Source organism: Streptomyces sp. NPDC104096, assembly GCF_055584385.1.
The window spans coordinates 256,521-270,984 of record NZ_JBVJMD010000004.1; the positions used below are offsets into that span (position 1 = coordinate 256,521).

Sequence of the window (14,464 nt, forward strand, 5' to 3'; positions counted from 1 at the left end):
CACCAAGGAGCGACGGTGGCCGACCCTGAAGACGAGCGCCTGGACCAATGGGCGGAGCGTCGGGATAAGCGCCTACGACCCGTGGGGGAACGTAAGACCGTCCACCTCGGCGACAGTCCCCAGCGAGCTGCCCACTTGGTCGGAAGCAGGCACGTTCCCCCGGCATCGGACGTCGCCAATCGAGGTGTGACTGCAAGAGCAGTAGATCGAGTTGGAGAGTGAAGATCGCAGGGCGGACCACGACGTCAAGGGGCGTAGCCGTCCTCCAGGTAAACGTTCTCGAACCCAGAAAAGTTCGGGCAGTCGTCGCGCATGGCCCACCTCTCGGACTGTCCGGCAAGGCGCTGATCATGATCCTGACCAAGGCAGATGCCACCTGGTCGTGCAGCAGACCCCACCGATGGATGTATTGCTGGGCAGGACAGTGACGCTGCCCGGGCTCCGCCGCTGGCACCAACCTCCGCCTTCGTTACTACCGGCCACAGAAGACTGTGGAGTGAGGCAGCCACCACTCCTCGTGCCCTGCGGTAGGCATCGTCACTCGGCGACTGCGACCAGGCTGGCAACTTCCATAACGAGCGCACGACGGTTGCGGAGGGGTGTGGGGACAGCATGCACGAGCCAAGCAGTGTTCCGACGGAGATGGAGCGACTGCAAGGACGCACAGAACGCGCCTTCGTCGAGGTGCAACGGGCGGACACGAAAGCAACAGCCCTATGCGGAATAGCCGGCGGCCTGCTGGCTGCCGGGATCGCCGTCCTGTCCAGTACACGCGACATGCCCCTGATCGGGATGTTCCTTCTGGTCTTGATGTGCCTGCTGCTGATGGCCTCGATAGGGGCTGCGCTGCTCGCGCTGCGTCCCGCGGTTCCCGGAGTGGGGCTGCGTGCTGAATTGGTCGGCGAGGCGGCAGTAGACCATCGGATCGGTGTGAGTGCAGTCGCACGCGTGGAGCTTGAACAGCATGCCGAGACCCGCCGACTACACGTGTTTGCCTGGCTGGCGGACAGAAAGTTGCGAGCAGCCCGCCTGGCCGTCGACTTTGCCCTGGCAGCCCTCTTGATGGCTGGAATGTGCCTATTGAGCAACATTCTGATTAGTTGAAACAATCGCCTAAGTGTGTCGGGGTCACACAGCAGGGGGACGTGTGTATCGGTCGCATGCCACGGTGATCGGCGACGAATTGTGGGCGCACCTGAAGGCGCTTGCACCACAACGGGTCAGGCCCGCTCGAAGCGTGATGCTCCGTCAGGGAGATGCAGCAACGCACGTGATCGTGCTGGAATCCGGGTCAACACTGATCACCCTGTCCGGGGCCTGCGGAGAGAGGGCACTTCTTGCCGTGCGCGGTGCCGGCGAGTTACTCGGAGAACTGGCCGTGTTGGACTCCCAGCCGCGCACTGCCACGGTCATCGCCGCCGAGACCTGCCACATCCGCATCATCCCGGCCGCTGCCTTCCTCACGTTCGTTGAAGAACATGATCTGCTCGCCCCTCTGCTGCGCCACGCCATCGCCCGAGTCAGGGAATCCGAGACCGTCCGACTCGAACTGGCCACCGCGTCCGTTCCGCTGCGTCTGGCCTCAGCTCTGTCCCGGCTGGTCGACACCGCTTCCACCTCCGCCCCGGATCTCGCCGTACGACTGACTCAGACAGAGCTGTCTCAGATGATCGGTGCTTCCCGCAATGCGGTGGTCAAGGCCCTCAAGCCCTGGCGCGAGCAGGACTGGGTCCGCACCACCTCTGGTGGCGGGCTCCTCGTTCGTGACATCCATTCGATTCAGTCGCACGCGCGTACGCAGGCGTGACAGGCCGCACGTCGGGTGTGCCCACTATTGGGCAGCGACGGCCGTTCCGCCCGATCAGCATGGGCACTTCTCTGACAGCCCGTGCTGAAAGGACGGTGGCCAATGAATACGCCGCTGCACGCAGACCCTCTGGAAGTGCCCGCCGAAGTCGCCCTCGTAGCGATCGACATGGAGAAATACAGCCAGATTCCCGAGGCGAAGATGGCCGCCGCCCGGTGCGACGTGGACGACATCGTGGCGACCGTGCTCGCCGAATGCGGGCTGCCCGACCCACAGGAACGTCCCGGCGGCTACAAGGACAGCGGCGACGGAGCGATCCTGCTGTTTCCGCCCGCGGTGCTGGCACGGCTCGTGGATCCACTGCTGGGTCGGCTCAACGCGGCGCTGGTGCGCTATGAGCAGCAGCGGCTGGCCAGTAGTCCCGTCCTGCGGCTGCGGGTCAGTGTGCACGTCGGCCCGCTGTCCCTGCCCGACCATCGCGGTGATGCCATCAACGACACCGCCCGGCTACTCGACTGTCAGGCAACCCGCCAGGCGCTGTTCGCCGCGAAGGACAGCGGCGCCTTCCTTGCGGCCGCGCTCTCCGAGATCGTCTATCAGCGCACCGTGTACGCGGGACGTACGCCGGATCTGCGGCCACACCACCTCCTTGAGGCGATTGCCCGCGTCAGCGGCAAGTCCGGCTTCGAGCCAACCTGCCGGATCCACGTGCCACGTCTGACCGGACCTGCCGTACGCCCCTACCTCACCGACGCCGCGGCGCCAGCTGCCGCTCCTGCCCCTACCCCGCAACCGAGCATTTCCCCGGCGACGCCGGCTCCCAGCAGCGGTGGCACGTTCCAGTTCCACGATCAGGTCAGGGACGCGACGATCGCCGATCACATCGAAACCCTGCGGATTGACCGTCGCCAGCGGTGAGGCCTCCGCCCGCCCGTCCTGCCGTTCTTCCCGCACTCACTCTGGAGTTCCTGCATGTCTGACGCACCGTTCGATCTGTCACGCTCCGGCATTATCCCGCCGACCAGTGAGTCTGGCGAGAACCGTTCCAATGGCTCAGGCGGCTGGCTGCATCGGTTGCGTCCCGGCACCGGCGCTCCCGGCCAGCTGGACGCGGACCCCGGCGACCCATCCCACTCCCCAGCTTCCCCAGCTTCCCCAGCTTCCCCAGCTTCCCCAGCTTCCCCAGCACCGGATCCTGTGCCACCCACGCCGCGCGTGTACAAGACCGACGGTGCAGCAACAAACGTGTACGGGGATCCCGAAGTGGTCGCCAACTACGTCGAGCAGTTGATCCTGGAGACCCGAAAGCGGGACTTGCTGGAGGGTATCGAGCAAAACCGCGAGCAGCTGCTAGATCAGCCGTTCGTTCGCAGCGCGCACTGGGAGACGGTTTGGGAGCAGATCATCAATCCCACTACGAGCCGCCCTCACCAACCCGTGATCATCATTGTGGCGCCCCGATCATGCGGCTCCACAACCCTCGCTCTGCGGCTGCTGGCCGAGCACACTGGCGGCAGCATCGCTGTCGTCAAGCTCGACGCTGACTGGCAGAACCCCAGCAAAGGACGCCTGCCATTGGAGAAAGGCTACGCCTACCAGCTTGACCTTAAGCATCCAGAGAATGATCGGGTATCGATTGACTTTCTCGACGCGCTGTCGGAGCACGCCACCAATCTCCGGAACTGCCGTTCCTACCTTGTAATGACCGTGGCACAGGACCTGTGGAAGGATCACCGCCTCAGCGATCGTGACGGCATCCAAGTGGTCCGCCTGCGCGAGGCGCCTGATGCGCAGAAAGTGGTCGAGGCGCATCTGAACGCCTCCAGCTACGGGCAGTTGGTCACATCGCTGCGCTCCCTCCCCAAAGCCACCGCTTCCTTGCGCGGACTGACGGCAGTGGCCGCCGTACGAGCCGCTCACGCCGCCATGATGGCCTGGAAGGAGCACATCGAAGCCGGTTCCCAGCAGCCGCCCGTACAGATCGACGGCGAGGGCGGAGCTTCGGTCACTCTGGACGACCGCATCGTCGCGGCGCTGACTGACTGGCGAGATGAACTCGACGGCAGGTTCGGCGAGATGAACAGCGTGCACACCCGCGACAACCCATCACTCACGGTGGAAGACCGCTGTCTACTGCTCGCCATGGCCGTGCAGCAGTCCACGCCCATGCCCGTGGTCGCACGCAGTGCGGCCGACCTGCTCAAAGCCATCGAAGACATCCCCGACGCTCCGGGCGCCGCAACAGGACCCTCACCGGCCCTCAACGCCCTGGCTGGGCGGGGGATGCGCCGGCGCATCCAGGATGTCGGAGGCCGGGTGAACTTGCAGGACATCGTGGTCTTCGACCGACCCGCCTACGGACGCGCGGTGCTGGAGTACGTCTGGGACAACTACGACGTCATGCGCGAGCCGTTGCTGACCTGGCTCGTCGCGACAGCCCAGGGCGGCGACCCTGAAGACCACGCGGTGGCTGCGCTGGCCGAGCTGACTGTGCGGCACGGAACGGTGGACTACCTCACCACACTGGGCAACCTCGTCGGCAGCAGCCATCCCAAGGTACTCGGTGCAGTCATGGACAGCGCCGTCCGAAACGAACACGTCGGACGCCTCGCGTGGCAGGCGCTGTACGGGTGGGCGGAACAGAAGAGTTACGCCCCCGCCGTAATTGCACTGTGTCGACGCATCCTTGAGGACTCCTTCGTGAACACTTCACTGGCCAAGCGGGCAATGGTGCGCCTGCGCCGCGCGGCACAGAAGAACACTGACCCCGCCGTAGTCAGCCAGGTCCTCGCTGCTTTTGACGCTCTGGTCCAACATCCCACCGTGTCCCATCGTCTGATCGAGGAAGTCCAGGGCTGGCAGCAAGGCAAGGGTTCCTCCGCCCGGAGCGGTGCGCTGGCCTTCCTCGCGCTGATGACCGTGCGCCATGACGGCACACCCCAGCTCGTCTGTTCTCCTCCCACGGACATCAACGTGCAGCAAGCCGTGCACGACTTGCTCTCCTCATCGGACACTGCAACCGAAGTCACCTCGCGGCTGACGAACTGGATCCGTTCTTGCGCCGGCGATCCCGGTGCCTACACACAGTTGCGCGATCAACTCCTGCCAGCGCTGCGCGGCCACAACATGTTCGAGGCCAGCTGGCGGTTCATGAACGAACTGCGCGGCATCTCCACCGCTGAGGGCGTCAGCGTGGCCGACGACTTCCACAACCACCTCGTCGACAGCCGTCTGCGCACGGTATTCCCGCTCGAGGAGAACCTCGTATGAGGTGGCCATGGCTCCGAGCAAGCCGCACTAGTAAGTGCGTCCAGCCGCGCCTGCTGCCCAGTGCCACCGACGGCATCGCGTTCGAGGCCGTGTACACGATCACCTGGCGTCCCCTCAGGCGTGTGCCTCCCAATGTGGAGGAGACAGTGCGCGCCGCCGTGCATGCCAAGGCCGTTGAGACAGCGGCGCATCTGGGAGCCACGGATGTGCCCGCCGCAACGGACACCATCAACACCGCCCTCGGCTGTCTGCCTCGCCGCGCCCCGAACTACCGTCTGCTGGGCGTCTACGCAACCCTCGGTCTGCCCAAGGCAGCACACGAGCTACTGGCCCAGCGAGCAGCGGACGAGCAGCGCATCCGCCGCCTGCGCTTCTTGAAGGAGAACCTCTACGACCACCCGGACCTTGTCGTCCTGGACCAACTCGAACACCACGCCCCCGGCGCCCTGGGCGACGAACACGTTGCCGAACTCCAGCGCCTTGCTCGCCTGATCTGTTCTTGTGACCGGTGGTGGTTCCCACTTCTGCAGCAATGGGAGCAAGTCGGCCAAGGGTTCACGAACATCGAGAAACGACAGCAAGCCATGATCGTGCTGTCCGACTCTCTCAAGGCACTGAACGGCAGCAGCTTGCCCAGCAGTATTGGGCCGGTGGACATACCGGGGTCCGGCGAGGCGCCTCGAAGGGCACATCCATGAAGCTCGTCCTGTGGCGGGTGATACTGGCCCCTCTGACCAGCCTCCGAGCCCTGCTCGTTCAACGACGCAGCATAACGCCCCTGTCGTATGACGCTGCCTGGCGCCAGGCTCGCCTGGACCGTTGTCCCGACGAAATGGTCTATCGGCTCCACGGCCACCGAGCCACTACCTCCGACCCGACATCCAATTCCCGGCCCCCTTCAACGCCGACCAGGAAAGACGAGCCGACCGACCACCGCCCCTGACCTGGACACTCTCAAACGCACGACGTCCTTCGCCCTGTCCATGGAAGACAGGGCGAGGACGTTTATGCAACGGCTGTCAGAGGAGCATCTGTCCGCCTCAAGGTTCCGGTCCACTGAGGCTCCAAGTGCTGCGCGCACCGCGTTCGCTGCCGAGCCCACTCGTCGTGACCTGCTGACTTCGGTCAAAGACGCCGGGCCTCAAAAATGATCGAAGGCCGGTTTCGGATACCTCCGAAACCGGCCCTGACCTGCGACTGTCTCCAGTCGGGACGACAGGATTTGAACCTGCGACCCCTTGACCCCCAGTCAAGTGCGCTACCAAGCTGCGCCACGTCCCGGTGCGACTCCCGCGGCGAACCGCGTGATCACGCGGTCCGTACTTTACCCCACCGCGGGGGCTGCGCCGAAGGGGACGCCCGGCGCGCGACAATCGGCGGTATGAGTGGCACATCGGACACGGGCGGCGTACGGGACCGGGACAGCGAGGGGCGGGCCCGCAGTGCCCGGCCCCGGGACGGGCTCGGACGGCCGCTGCCCTACGGCGCGCACGGCGTGGAGCGCCAGCCCGAGGGGGTCGTACGCACCCCCGAGCAGACCGTCGCCGAGGCGCAGACGCTGCTGGACGACGGAAAGCCGTTCCACGCCCACGAGGTCTTCGAGGACGCCTGGAAGTCCGGCCCCGACCGGGAGCGGACCCTGTGGCGCGGGCTGGCCCAGCTCGCGGTGGGGCTCACGCACGCGGCCCGGGGGAACACCACCGGCGGGGCACGGCTGCTGCGGCGCGGGGCGGCGGCCGTGGAGGAGTGGGCGGCGGACAGCGAAGCCCGGCCGTACGGGCTGGACCTCCCGGGGCTCACCGGCTGGGCGCGGGAACTGGCGGGCGAGGTGGAGAGCGGCCGGGGCGAGGTGGACGCGCGGGAGCGGGCGCCCCGGCTGCGGGGGCGCACCGCGGGGTGACCCGACCCACACCGCCCGGTGTCGGTGCCGTACGGCAGACTCGGGGCGTGCGAAGGATTCATGTCATCGGTATCGGCGCGGGCGACCCCGACCAGCTCACCCTCCAGGCGGTCAGGGCGCTGCGCAGCACGGACGTCTTCTTCATCCTCGACAAGGGCGAGGTGAAGAGCGACCTGACACAGCTGCGCCGGGACATCCTCGACGCGCACCTGCCGGAGGGGTCGTACCGCCTGGTGCGGGCGCGCGACCCGGAGCGGGACCGGGCCGCGGGCGGCGGCGCGTACTCCCCGGCCGTCGGCGACTGGCGCAGCGCCCGCGCCGGCATCTACGAGCGGCTGATAGCCGAGGAGCTGGGCGAGGACGACAGCGGGGCGTTCCTGGTCTGGGGCGATCCCGCGCTGTACGACAGCACGATCGGCATCCTGGAGGAGGTGCTCGGCCAGGGCGAGGTCGCCTTCGAGTACGACGTCGTGCCGGGCATCAGCAGTGTCTCGGCGCTCGTCGCCCGGCACCGCACCGGACTGAACCGGGTGGCGCGCCCGGTGCAGATCACCACGGGGCGGCGACTGGCCGAGGGGTTCCCGCAGGACGTGGACGACGTGGTCGTGATGCTCGACGCGCACCAGGCCTTCCGGCAGTACGCGGACCAGGACATGGACATCTACTGGGGCGCCTACATCGGCACCCCGGACGAGATCCTCGCCTCGGGCCCGATCGCCGAGGCCGCCCCGCGCATCGAACGGCTGCGGGCCGAGGCCCGCGAGCGCAAGGGGTGGATCATGGACACGTATCTGCTGCGCCGCAATCCCGGCGCGCGGTAGGCGCCCGGCCGGCACCCGGGAGCCCGGCGGCCGGGTGTCCGGCACTCGGGCGCCCCGGGGCGCGGGCCGAAATCCGGGTGCCGGGTACGGCGGCGGTCGCCATACTCGGGTCATGTCCCCGGCCCCCGTCCGCTTCCACGATCCCGGTCTCGACTCCTACGACTTCAGCGCGTCGGTGCTGGTGCGCTGCCCGCGCTGCGAGCGGGTCGCCCACTTCGAGCGGCGGCCGGGCGCCGTCGCGGACGGGCAGGGCCGGTGCCGTCCGCAGTGGCGGGTGGTGTGCCGGTCCTGCGGCCTGTCGCGGATCTCGAGCCCGGGAGACTGCTGGACGAGGTCGCCCCTGTGGCTACGGACCACCACCCGGCACGGCACGATCTGGGCGTACAACCTCGAACACCTCGACCTGCTCCGGCGGTTCGTGGCCGCGTCGCTGAGGGAGCGGGCGCCCTGGTACGAGCACGGGCGCAAGATGACGTACGTGGCCCGGCTGCCCGCCTGGATCAAGAGTGCCAAGAACCGGGACGAGGTGCTGCGCGCCGTCGACCGGCTGCGGGCCTCGGTGATCAGTGGGGCCCCAGGCCCAGCCGGTCGAGGACCCCGGCGACATCGGGCACCGGTGTGACGCCCCCGGGCAGCGCGGGCCGTCGTACGACCACCACCGGCACCCCCAGCTCACGGGCGGCCGTCAGCTTGGCCGCCGTCGCCGCTCCCCCGCTGTCCTTCGTCACCAGTACGTCGATCCGGTGCGCGCGCAGCAGCCGGGACTCGTCGGCCAGGGTGAACGGTCCGCGCGCCGCGACCACCACGGTGTCCGGTGGCATCGGCGGCTCGGGCGGTTCCACCGAACGTACGACGAAGTGGAGTTCCGTCAGGCGCGCGAAGGCCGCGAGGCCCAGCCGCCCGGTGGTCAGCAGGACCCGTCGGCCGATCCCCGGCAGCAGCGCGGCGGCCGCCTCCAGGGAGTCGACGGGGTGCCACCGGTCCCCCGGGCCGGGCCGCCAGCCCGGGCGGCGCAGCACGACCAGCGGCAGCCCGGTGGCCGCCGCGGCGCGGGCCGCGTGAGCGGTGATGCCGGCGGCGAAGGGGTGCGTGGCGTCGGCCACGGCGTCCACCCGGTGCTCGCGCAGCCAGCCGGCGAGCCCCTCCGCACCGCCGAACCCGCCGACCCGCACGTCCCCATGGAGCGCCGCCGGCCGGGACACGCGTCCGGCGAGGGAGGTGGTCACCCGCACCCCGGGGCGCGCCGCGAGGTCGGCGGCGAGGAGGCGGGCCTCGGTGGTACCGCCGAGGACCAGGATGTGCGTGGACATGACGCCGAGCCTACGGGGCCGCCGGTCCGCCTTCCGGCAGGCGGGTGTGCCGGTGAGTGGTCCGCCGGGTGGGTGGTGTCCGCGGGCCGGGGGCGGCCGCGGTCGCTATCGTCCCCCCATGGAGTCAGTGCGTGCCGTCCTGGTCGACATCGACGGTGTGCTCACCGTGTCGTGGCAGCCGCTGCCGGGCGCGGTCGAGGCGCTGCGCAGGATCCGCGAGGCGGGCCTCGGGGTCGTGCTGGTGACCAACACGACCTCCCGGACCCGGGCGTCGATCGCGGCCGTCCTCGGGGACGCGGGGTTCCCGGTCACCGCCGAGGACGTGCTCACCGCGCCCGCCGCCACCGCCGCCCATATCGCCGAACGGTGGCCGGGTGCCCGCTGCGCGCTGCTGAACTGCGGGGAGATCGGGGAGGACCTCACGGGCGTCACGGTGTTCGACGAAGGTGACACCGGCACGGTGCCGGACGTGGTGATCGTCGGGGGTGCGGGTCCCGGGTTCGACTACGCCGCCCTGAACCGGGCGTTCGCCCATCTCCGGCAGGGGGCGCGGCTGGTCGCCATGCACCGCAATCTGTACTGGCGGACGGACCAGGGGCTGCAACTGGACTCGGGGGCGTTCCTGCTGGGCCTGGAGGCGGCGGCGCGGACGGAGGCCGAGGTCACCGGGAAGCCGTCGCGCGCGTTCTTCGAGGCCGCGCTGGGCCGGCTCGGCGCCGCTCCGGACGAGGCGCTGATGGTGGGCGACGACATCGAGTCGGACGTACTGGCGGCCCAGCGCGCCGGTCTGACCGGGGTCCTGGTGCGGACCGGCAAGTACCTTCCCGAGACCCACCGGGACGCGAGCGGCACCCCGGACCATGTGATCGACTCGTTCGCTGACCTTCCCGGCCTGCTGGGGCTCTAGCCGCCGGACGGCGGGCCGGGGCCTGCGCCGCCTACCGCAGCAGGAGCTGCACTCCGCCCACGACCGTCGCTGCGATCACCAGCCGTTCGAACAGCCGCTGGTCGATCCGGTGCACGGCCCAGGCGCCGAACACCGCGCCGGGCACGACGAACACCGCGAGCGCCGCGTCGAGGAGCAGCGAGCGGCCGTCGATCAGGCCGAGGCCCACGCTGAAGGGCACCTTGCCGACGTTCACGATCAGGAAGAAGAAGGCCGAGGTGCCCAGGAAGCCCAGCTTCCGGAATCCCGCCGACAGCAGGTACAACGACATCACCGGGCCGCCCGCGTTGGCGACCATGGTCGTGAAGCCGCCGAGCACTCCGTAGGAGCGGGCCTTGAGCCGGCCCGCCCGGCCGGTGACCGCGTCCGGTTCGTCCCCTTCGTCCGCCGCGTCGGACCTGCGGCGCCGCCACACCGTCACCCCGGCCATCAGCAGCAGGATCGCGCCGATCGAGGTCCGTACCGCGCCGTCGTCGGCCCACTCCAGGAACAGGGTGCCGACGACCACTCCCGCCACCACCGCCGGGAACAGTTTCAGCAGCGTGGGCCAGTGGGCGTGCCGCCGGTAGGTGCGGACGGCGAGCAGGTCGCCGGCGATCAGGACCGGCAGCAGCACGCCGGTGGAGGCGCGGGCGGGCAGTACCGCCGCGAAGATCGCGAGGCTGACCGTGTTGGCCCCGCTGACGGCCGTCTTCGAGAAGCCGACCAGCAGGGCCGCGAAGGCGAGGGCGGCGAACTCCCAGCCGGATATGTGCCAGAGCGTCATCGTGTTCATGCGGAGGCCGATGCTATGCGCACGCAACCCGCGCCCGTAAGCACTGTCTCACCGGGCACCCTCTGCCACTGCCCCGGTGCCACCGGGGCACGGCGCTCAGGCGCGCTCGACCAGCACCGCGCTGCCCTGTCCGACCCCCACGCACATGGTGGCCAGGCCGCGCCGGCCCCCGGTGCGGCGCATCCGGTGGAGCAGGGTGGTGAGGATGCGGGCGCCGGAGCAGCCGAGCGGGTGGCCGAGGGCGATGGCGCCGCCGGTGGGGTTGACGAGCTCGGGGTCGACGCCGAGTTCGTCGACGCAGGCGAGGGCCTGGGCGGCGAACGCCTCGTTGAACTCGGCCTCCTGGAGGTCGCCGATCGTCCAGCCGGCCCGGGCGAGCACCTTGCGGGTGGCGGGGACCGGACCGATGCCCATCACGTCGGGGTGGACCCCCGCGGAGCCGCCCGCCACATAGCGGCCCAGGGACTCCAGGCCCAGTTCCTCCAGTGCCTCCTCGCTGACCAGGAGGAGGCCCGCGGCGCCGTCGTTCATGGGTGAGGCGTTGCCCGCGGTGACCGTGCCGCCCTTGCGGAAGACGGGCTTGAGTCCCGCCAGGCGCTCGTAGGAGGTGTCCTCTCGGATGCATTCGTCGGCGTCGACGACCACGCCGTCCGCCCGCCGCACCGGCAGCAGTTCGTCGTCGAAGTGGCCGTTCTTGCGGGCCTCGGCGGCGAGCCGGTGGCTGCGCAGGGCGAACTCGTCCTGCCGCTCGCGCGAAACGCCGTACCGTCCGGCCACCTCCTCCGCCGTCTCGCCCATCGACAGCAGTCCGTGCAGGTCCTTCATCGCAGGGTTGACCAGGCGCCAGCCGAGCCGGGTGTCGACGGTCTCGATGCGGTGGGGCAGGGCCTCGTCGGGGCGCGGCAGCACGAAGGGGGCGCGGCTCATCGACTCGGAGCCGCCCGCGAGCACGATCTCGGCCTCGCCCGCGGCGATGGTGCGGGCCGCGGCGGTGACGGCCTCCAGGCCGGAGGCGCACAGCCGGTTCACGGTGGCGCCCGGCACGGACTCGGGCAGGCCGGCCAGCAGGGCGGCCATCCGGGCGACGTTGCGGTTGTCCTCGCCTGCCTGGTTGGCGGCACCCCAGTAGACGTCGTCGACGCGGGCCGGGTCGAGCGCGGGCACGTCGGCGACCAGCCCGCGGATCACGGTCGCGGCGAGGTCGTCGGGCCGCACGGCGGACAGCGAGCCGCGCAGCTTGCCGATGGGGGTGCGGCGGGCGGCCGCGAAGTGGACGGGGCGCACGACTGGACTCCTGACCGTCATCGCCGGGCCGACGGGCCGGGCCGCCGGACGTCCGGCCGCCGGGCACCGGACCTGGCACCGGGCGTCGACTTAATTAGCGCTGCTAGTTTTCGATGATAGACCGTCGCCCAGCCACCTGGGAAGATCCTCCCGAGATCCTCGCCGACCCGACCGGAGGAGTCATGGCCGACACCCGCGAGCACGTCCTCACCGGCACCCGGGGCCGGGTCGTCGCCCGCGAGTGGCCGCACGAGCGGCCGCGCTACCTCGCGCTCCTGGCGCACGGCTACGGCGAGCACATCGGCCGGTACGAGGGCGTGGCCGCGGCCCTCGGGGCGCACGGCGCGGCCGTCTTCGGGCCCGACCACCAGGGGCACGGCAGGTCGGCGGGCGAGCGCGTGCTGATCGAGGACTTCGAGGACGTCGTCGACGACGTGCGGGCCGTGGCCGAACTGGCCGGCGCCGCGCACCCGGACCTGCCCCTGGTCGTGGTGGGGCACTCCATGGGCGGCCTGATCGCCGCACGGTACGCGCAGCGCCACGGGGAGACGGCCGCCGCGCTGGTGCTGTCCGGGCCGGTCATCGGAGCGTGGCGGACGCCCCGCCTGCTGCTCGCCCACGACGAGATTCCGGACGTCCCCGTCAGCCCGGCAGCGCTCTCCCGCGACCCGACCGTCGGCGCCGCGTACGCGACGGATCCCCTGGTCTGGCACGGCCCGATGAAGCGGCCGACGGTGGAGGCGTTCGTACGGACCCTGGAGACCGTGGCCGAGGGCGGCGACGTCGGCCGGCTGCCGCTGCTGTGGCTGCACGGCACCGACGACCGGCTCGTCCCGCTCGCCGGCAGCCGGACCGGGGTCGAGCGGCTCAGCGGCGGGAACCTGGTCCAGCGGATCTACCCGGGCGCCCGGCACGAGGTGTTCCACGAGACGAACCGGGCCGAGGTGCTCACGGACCTCGTCCACTTCCTGGACGGCGTGCTCACCGGCTGACGGACCCCGGCCGACAGACCCCGCGTCCGCCACGGCGCGGTCGGCGTGAGACCCCGCCCGCGACCACGGCGCGATCGGCGTCAGGCGGCGAGCCGGCTCAGCGCGGCCGACACCAGCGTCCGTACGCCGGGCACCAGTACCGAGGGGTCGGGGGCGAACAGCGGACTGTGGTTGCCCGGCACCGCCGCGACCTTCTCGGCGAGTTCCGCGCCGGGCGCCGCCTCCCACACGTCGGCCGGGGTCGAGGTCACGTACCAGTAGTCGTAGGGCACACCGGGCGGCGCCAGCAGGGAGAAGTCCTCGCTGCCCATCGCCGGGCCGAAGTCGAACACCGTGTGCGCGCCGAACAGTTCGCGGTGCACGGCGGCGATCTCCGCGTCGAGCGCGGGGTCGTTGACCGTGTTCGGATAGCCGGAGCGGACCGTGACCGAGGGCGGCCGCGGGCAGCCCGCCGCCGCGCACTCGCCCTCGGTGATGCGCCGCACGGCGGCGAGGATCCGCTCGCGCACCACCGGGTCCTGGGTGCGCAGGTTCAGCGCGAGCCGGGCCTCGGCGGGGATGATGTTGCGCTTCGTGCCCGCGTGGAACATGCCGACCGTCAGGACCGCCGGGTCCTTCGCGGCGATCTCCCGGGAGACGACCGTCTGGAGCCGGGTGACGACGTACGCGGCGGTCACCACCGGGTCGACCGTGGACTCGGGGCGCGAGCCGTGCCCGCCGACGCCGTGCACGACGATGTCGACGTCGTCGGAGGCGGACATGGTCAGGCCCGGGGTGTGCGGGTAGAAACCGGCGAGGCCGGGCGCGACGTGCTGGCCGAACAGGAAGTCCGGGCGCGGGAAGCGCTCGTGGACGCCGTCGGCGACCATCGCGCCCGCCCCGCCGCCGGACTCCTCGGCGGGCTGCCCCACCACGACCAGCGTGCCCGACCAGGTCTCCCGGCCGGCCGCGAGCGCCTCGGCCGCGCCCACCAGCCAGGTGACGTGCAGGTCGTGGCCGCAGGCGTGCATCACGCCGTCGACGGTGGAGGCGTGGTCGAGACCGGTGGCCTCCTGCACGGGCAGCGCGTCCATGTCACCGCGCAACCACACCACGGGACCGTCCCCGTTGGCGAGGACGCCGACGACGCCGGTGCCCGCGACGCCCTCCGTCACCGCGTACCCGGCCGCCCGCAGCCGCCGGGCGAGCCGGTCGGCGGTGCGGTGCTCCCTGAAGGACAGTTCGGGGTGCCGGTGCAGGTCCCGGTAGAAGTCCTCCAGTTCACCGGACTTCAGCCCGGAGGTCAGGTCCAGGGCGAGGCGGGCGACGGCGGCCGGTTCGGTCATGCGGCACTGCTCCCTCGGGTCGCGGGTCGAGGAG

15 protein-coding genes and 1 tRNA gene are annotated in these 14,464 nt (G+C 70.4%); 11 read left to right on the plus strand and 5 right to left on the minus strand.

The genetic code is table 11. The annotated features are described in order from the left end of the window. Positions 1-15: 15 nt before the first annotated feature. The 6 genes from ACZ60B_RS07275 (at position 16) to ACZ60B_RS07300 (ending at position 5,775) form a co-directional block, all read left to right on the plus strand. Positions 16-222, plus strand: coding sequence for a DUF6087 family protein (locus ACZ60B_RS07275; RefSeq protein WP_469384957.1), 207 nt, complete (start codon positions 16-18; stop codon positions 220-222). Between the two features lie 390 nt (positions 223-612). Next, entirely contained in the window at positions 613-1,104 is a 492-nt protein-coding gene (locus tag ACZ60B_RS07280) for a Pycsar system effector family protein (RefSeq protein WP_469384959.1), read from the plus strand. Positions 1,105-1,168: 64 nt separating this feature from the next. Beyond that, complete coding sequence (locus tag ACZ60B_RS07285; RefSeq protein ID WP_469384960.1) at positions 1,169-1,807, plus strand: Crp/Fnr family transcriptional regulator; 639 nt, start codon at positions 1,169-1,171, stop codon at positions 1,805-1,807. A gap of 102 nt (positions 1,808-1,909) precedes the next feature. Next, the gene (locus tag ACZ60B_RS07290; RefSeq protein ID WP_469384962.1) at positions 1,910-2,725 is read left to right on the plus strand and encodes a hypothetical protein; all 816 of its coding nucleotides are present in this window, start codon (positions 1,910-1,912) and stop codon (positions 2,723-2,725) included. A gap of 297 nt (positions 2,726-3,022) precedes the next feature. Next, on the plus strand, positions 3,023-5,077 hold the full coding sequence (locus ACZ60B_RS07295) for a hypothetical protein (protein WP_469384963.1): 2,055 nt from the start codon (positions 3,023-3,025) through the stop codon (positions 5,075-5,077). Between the two features lie 146 nt (positions 5,078-5,223). Continuing rightward, positions 5,224-5,775 (plus strand): hypothetical protein, encoded by a 552-nt coding sequence (locus ACZ60B_RS07300; RefSeq protein ID WP_469384965.1) that lies wholly within the window; start codon positions 5,224-5,226, stop codon positions 5,773-5,775. A gap of 509 nt (positions 5,776-6,284) precedes the next feature. Here ACZ60B_RS07300 and ACZ60B_RS07305 read toward each other — a convergent pair. Continuing rightward, positions 6,285-6,358 (minus strand) — tRNA-Pro (locus ACZ60B_RS07305). A gap of 100 nt (positions 6,359-6,458) precedes the next feature. Between ACZ60B_RS07305 and ACZ60B_RS07310 the strand changes: the two genes are divergently transcribed. The 3 genes from ACZ60B_RS07310 (at position 6,459) to ACZ60B_RS07320 (ending at position 8,420) form a co-directional block, all read left to right on the plus strand. After that, a complete protein-coding gene (locus tag ACZ60B_RS07310) occupies positions 6,459-6,977 on the plus strand; it encodes a DUF309 domain-containing protein (protein ID WP_469384967.1) in 519 nt (172 codons plus the stop codon). Between the two features lie 47 nt (positions 6,978-7,024). Next, on the plus strand, positions 7,025-7,798 hold the full coding sequence (cobF, locus tag ACZ60B_RS07315; RefSeq protein ID WP_469384969.1) for a precorrin-6A synthase (deacetylating): 774 nt from the start codon (positions 7,025-7,027) through the stop codon (positions 7,796-7,798). Between the two features lie 112 nt (positions 7,799-7,910). Continuing rightward, on the plus strand, positions 7,911-8,420 hold the full coding sequence (locus ACZ60B_RS07320) for a hypothetical protein (protein WP_469384970.1): 510 nt from the start codon (positions 7,911-7,913) through the stop codon (positions 8,418-8,420). Here ACZ60B_RS07320 and ACZ60B_RS07325 read toward each other — a convergent pair. Continuing rightward, positions 8,362-9,108, minus strand: a complete 747-nt coding sequence (locus tag ACZ60B_RS07325) for a cobalt-precorrin-6A reductase (RefSeq protein WP_469384971.1) — start codon at positions 9,106-9,108, stop codon at positions 8,362-8,364. The genes ACZ60B_RS07320 and ACZ60B_RS07325 overlap by 59 nt on opposite strands. Before the next feature lie 118 nt (positions 9,109-9,226). On the opposite strand from ACZ60B_RS07325, the gene ACZ60B_RS07330 reads away from it, so the two are divergent. Then, positions 9,227-10,015 carry an HAD-IIA family hydrolase gene (locus ACZ60B_RS07330; protein WP_469384972.1) on the plus strand — a complete coding sequence of 263 codons (789 nt, stop codon included), beginning with the start codon at positions 9,227-9,229 and terminating at the stop codon, positions 10,013-10,015. Positions 10,016-10,046: 31 nt separating this feature from the next. On the opposite strand, the gene ACZ60B_RS07335 is transcribed toward ACZ60B_RS07330, so the two are convergent. Continuing rightward, positions 10,047-10,829, minus strand: a complete 783-nt coding sequence (locus ACZ60B_RS07335; protein ID WP_469384973.1) for a sulfite exporter TauE/SafE family protein — start codon at positions 10,827-10,829, stop codon at positions 10,047-10,049. 96 nt (positions 10,830-10,925) lie between these two features. Continuing rightward, the gene (locus ACZ60B_RS07340) at positions 10,926-12,113 is read right to left on the minus strand and encodes a thiolase family protein (protein ID WP_469384975.1); all 1,188 of its coding nucleotides are present in this window, start codon (positions 12,111-12,113) and stop codon (positions 10,926-10,928) included. Between the two features lie 182 nt (positions 12,114-12,295). Here ACZ60B_RS07340 and ACZ60B_RS07345 point away from each other — a divergent pair, with 182 nt between their 5' ends. Continuing rightward, entirely contained in the window at positions 12,296-13,105 is an 810-nt protein-coding gene (locus ACZ60B_RS07345) for an alpha/beta fold hydrolase (RefSeq protein ID WP_469384977.1), read from the plus strand. 80 nt (positions 13,106-13,185) lie between these two features. Here ACZ60B_RS07345 and ACZ60B_RS07350 read toward each other — a convergent pair whose 3' ends face one another. Then, the gene (locus ACZ60B_RS07350; protein WP_469384978.1) at positions 13,186-14,430 is read right to left on the minus strand and encodes an amidohydrolase; all 1,245 of its coding nucleotides are present in this window, start codon (positions 14,428-14,430) and stop codon (positions 13,186-13,188) included. Between the last annotated feature and the right edge of the window lie 34 nt (positions 14,431-14,464).

Coding starts and splice junctions, on each gene's coding strand:
- ACZ60B_RS07280 (WP_469384959.1), top strand. CDS start 613: ATGCACGAGCCAAGCAGTGTTCCGACGGAGATGGAGCGACTGCAAGGA.
- ACZ60B_RS07335 (WP_469384973.1), bottom strand. CDS start 10,829: ATGAACACGATGACGCTCTGGCACATATCCGGCTGGGAGTTCGCCGCC.
- ACZ60B_RS07330 (WP_469384972.1), top strand. CDS start 9,227: ATGGAGTCAGTGCGTGCCGTCCTGGTCGACATCGACGGTGTGCTCACC.
- ACZ60B_RS07325 (WP_469384971.1), bottom strand. CDS start 9,108: ATGTCCACGCACATCCTGGTCCTCGGCGGTACCACCGAGGCCCGCCTC.
- ACZ60B_RS07290 (WP_469384962.1), top strand. CDS start 1,910: ATGAATACGCCGCTGCACGCAGACCCTCTGGAAGTGCCCGCCGAAGTC.
- ACZ60B_RS07320 (WP_469384970.1), top strand. CDS start 7,911: ATGTCCCCGGCCCCCGTCCGCTTCCACGATCCCGGTCTCGACTCCTAC.
- ACZ60B_RS07345 (WP_469384977.1), top strand. CDS start 12,296: ATGGCCGACACCCGCGAGCACGTCCTCACCGGCACCCGGGGCCGGGTC.
- ACZ60B_RS07310 (WP_469384967.1), top strand. CDS start 6,459: ATGAGTGGCACATCGGACACGGGCGGCGTACGGGACCGGGACAGCGAG.
- ACZ60B_RS07350 (WP_469384978.1), bottom strand. CDS start 14,430: ATGACCGAACCGGCCGCCGTCGCCCGCCTCGCCCTGGACCTGACCTCC.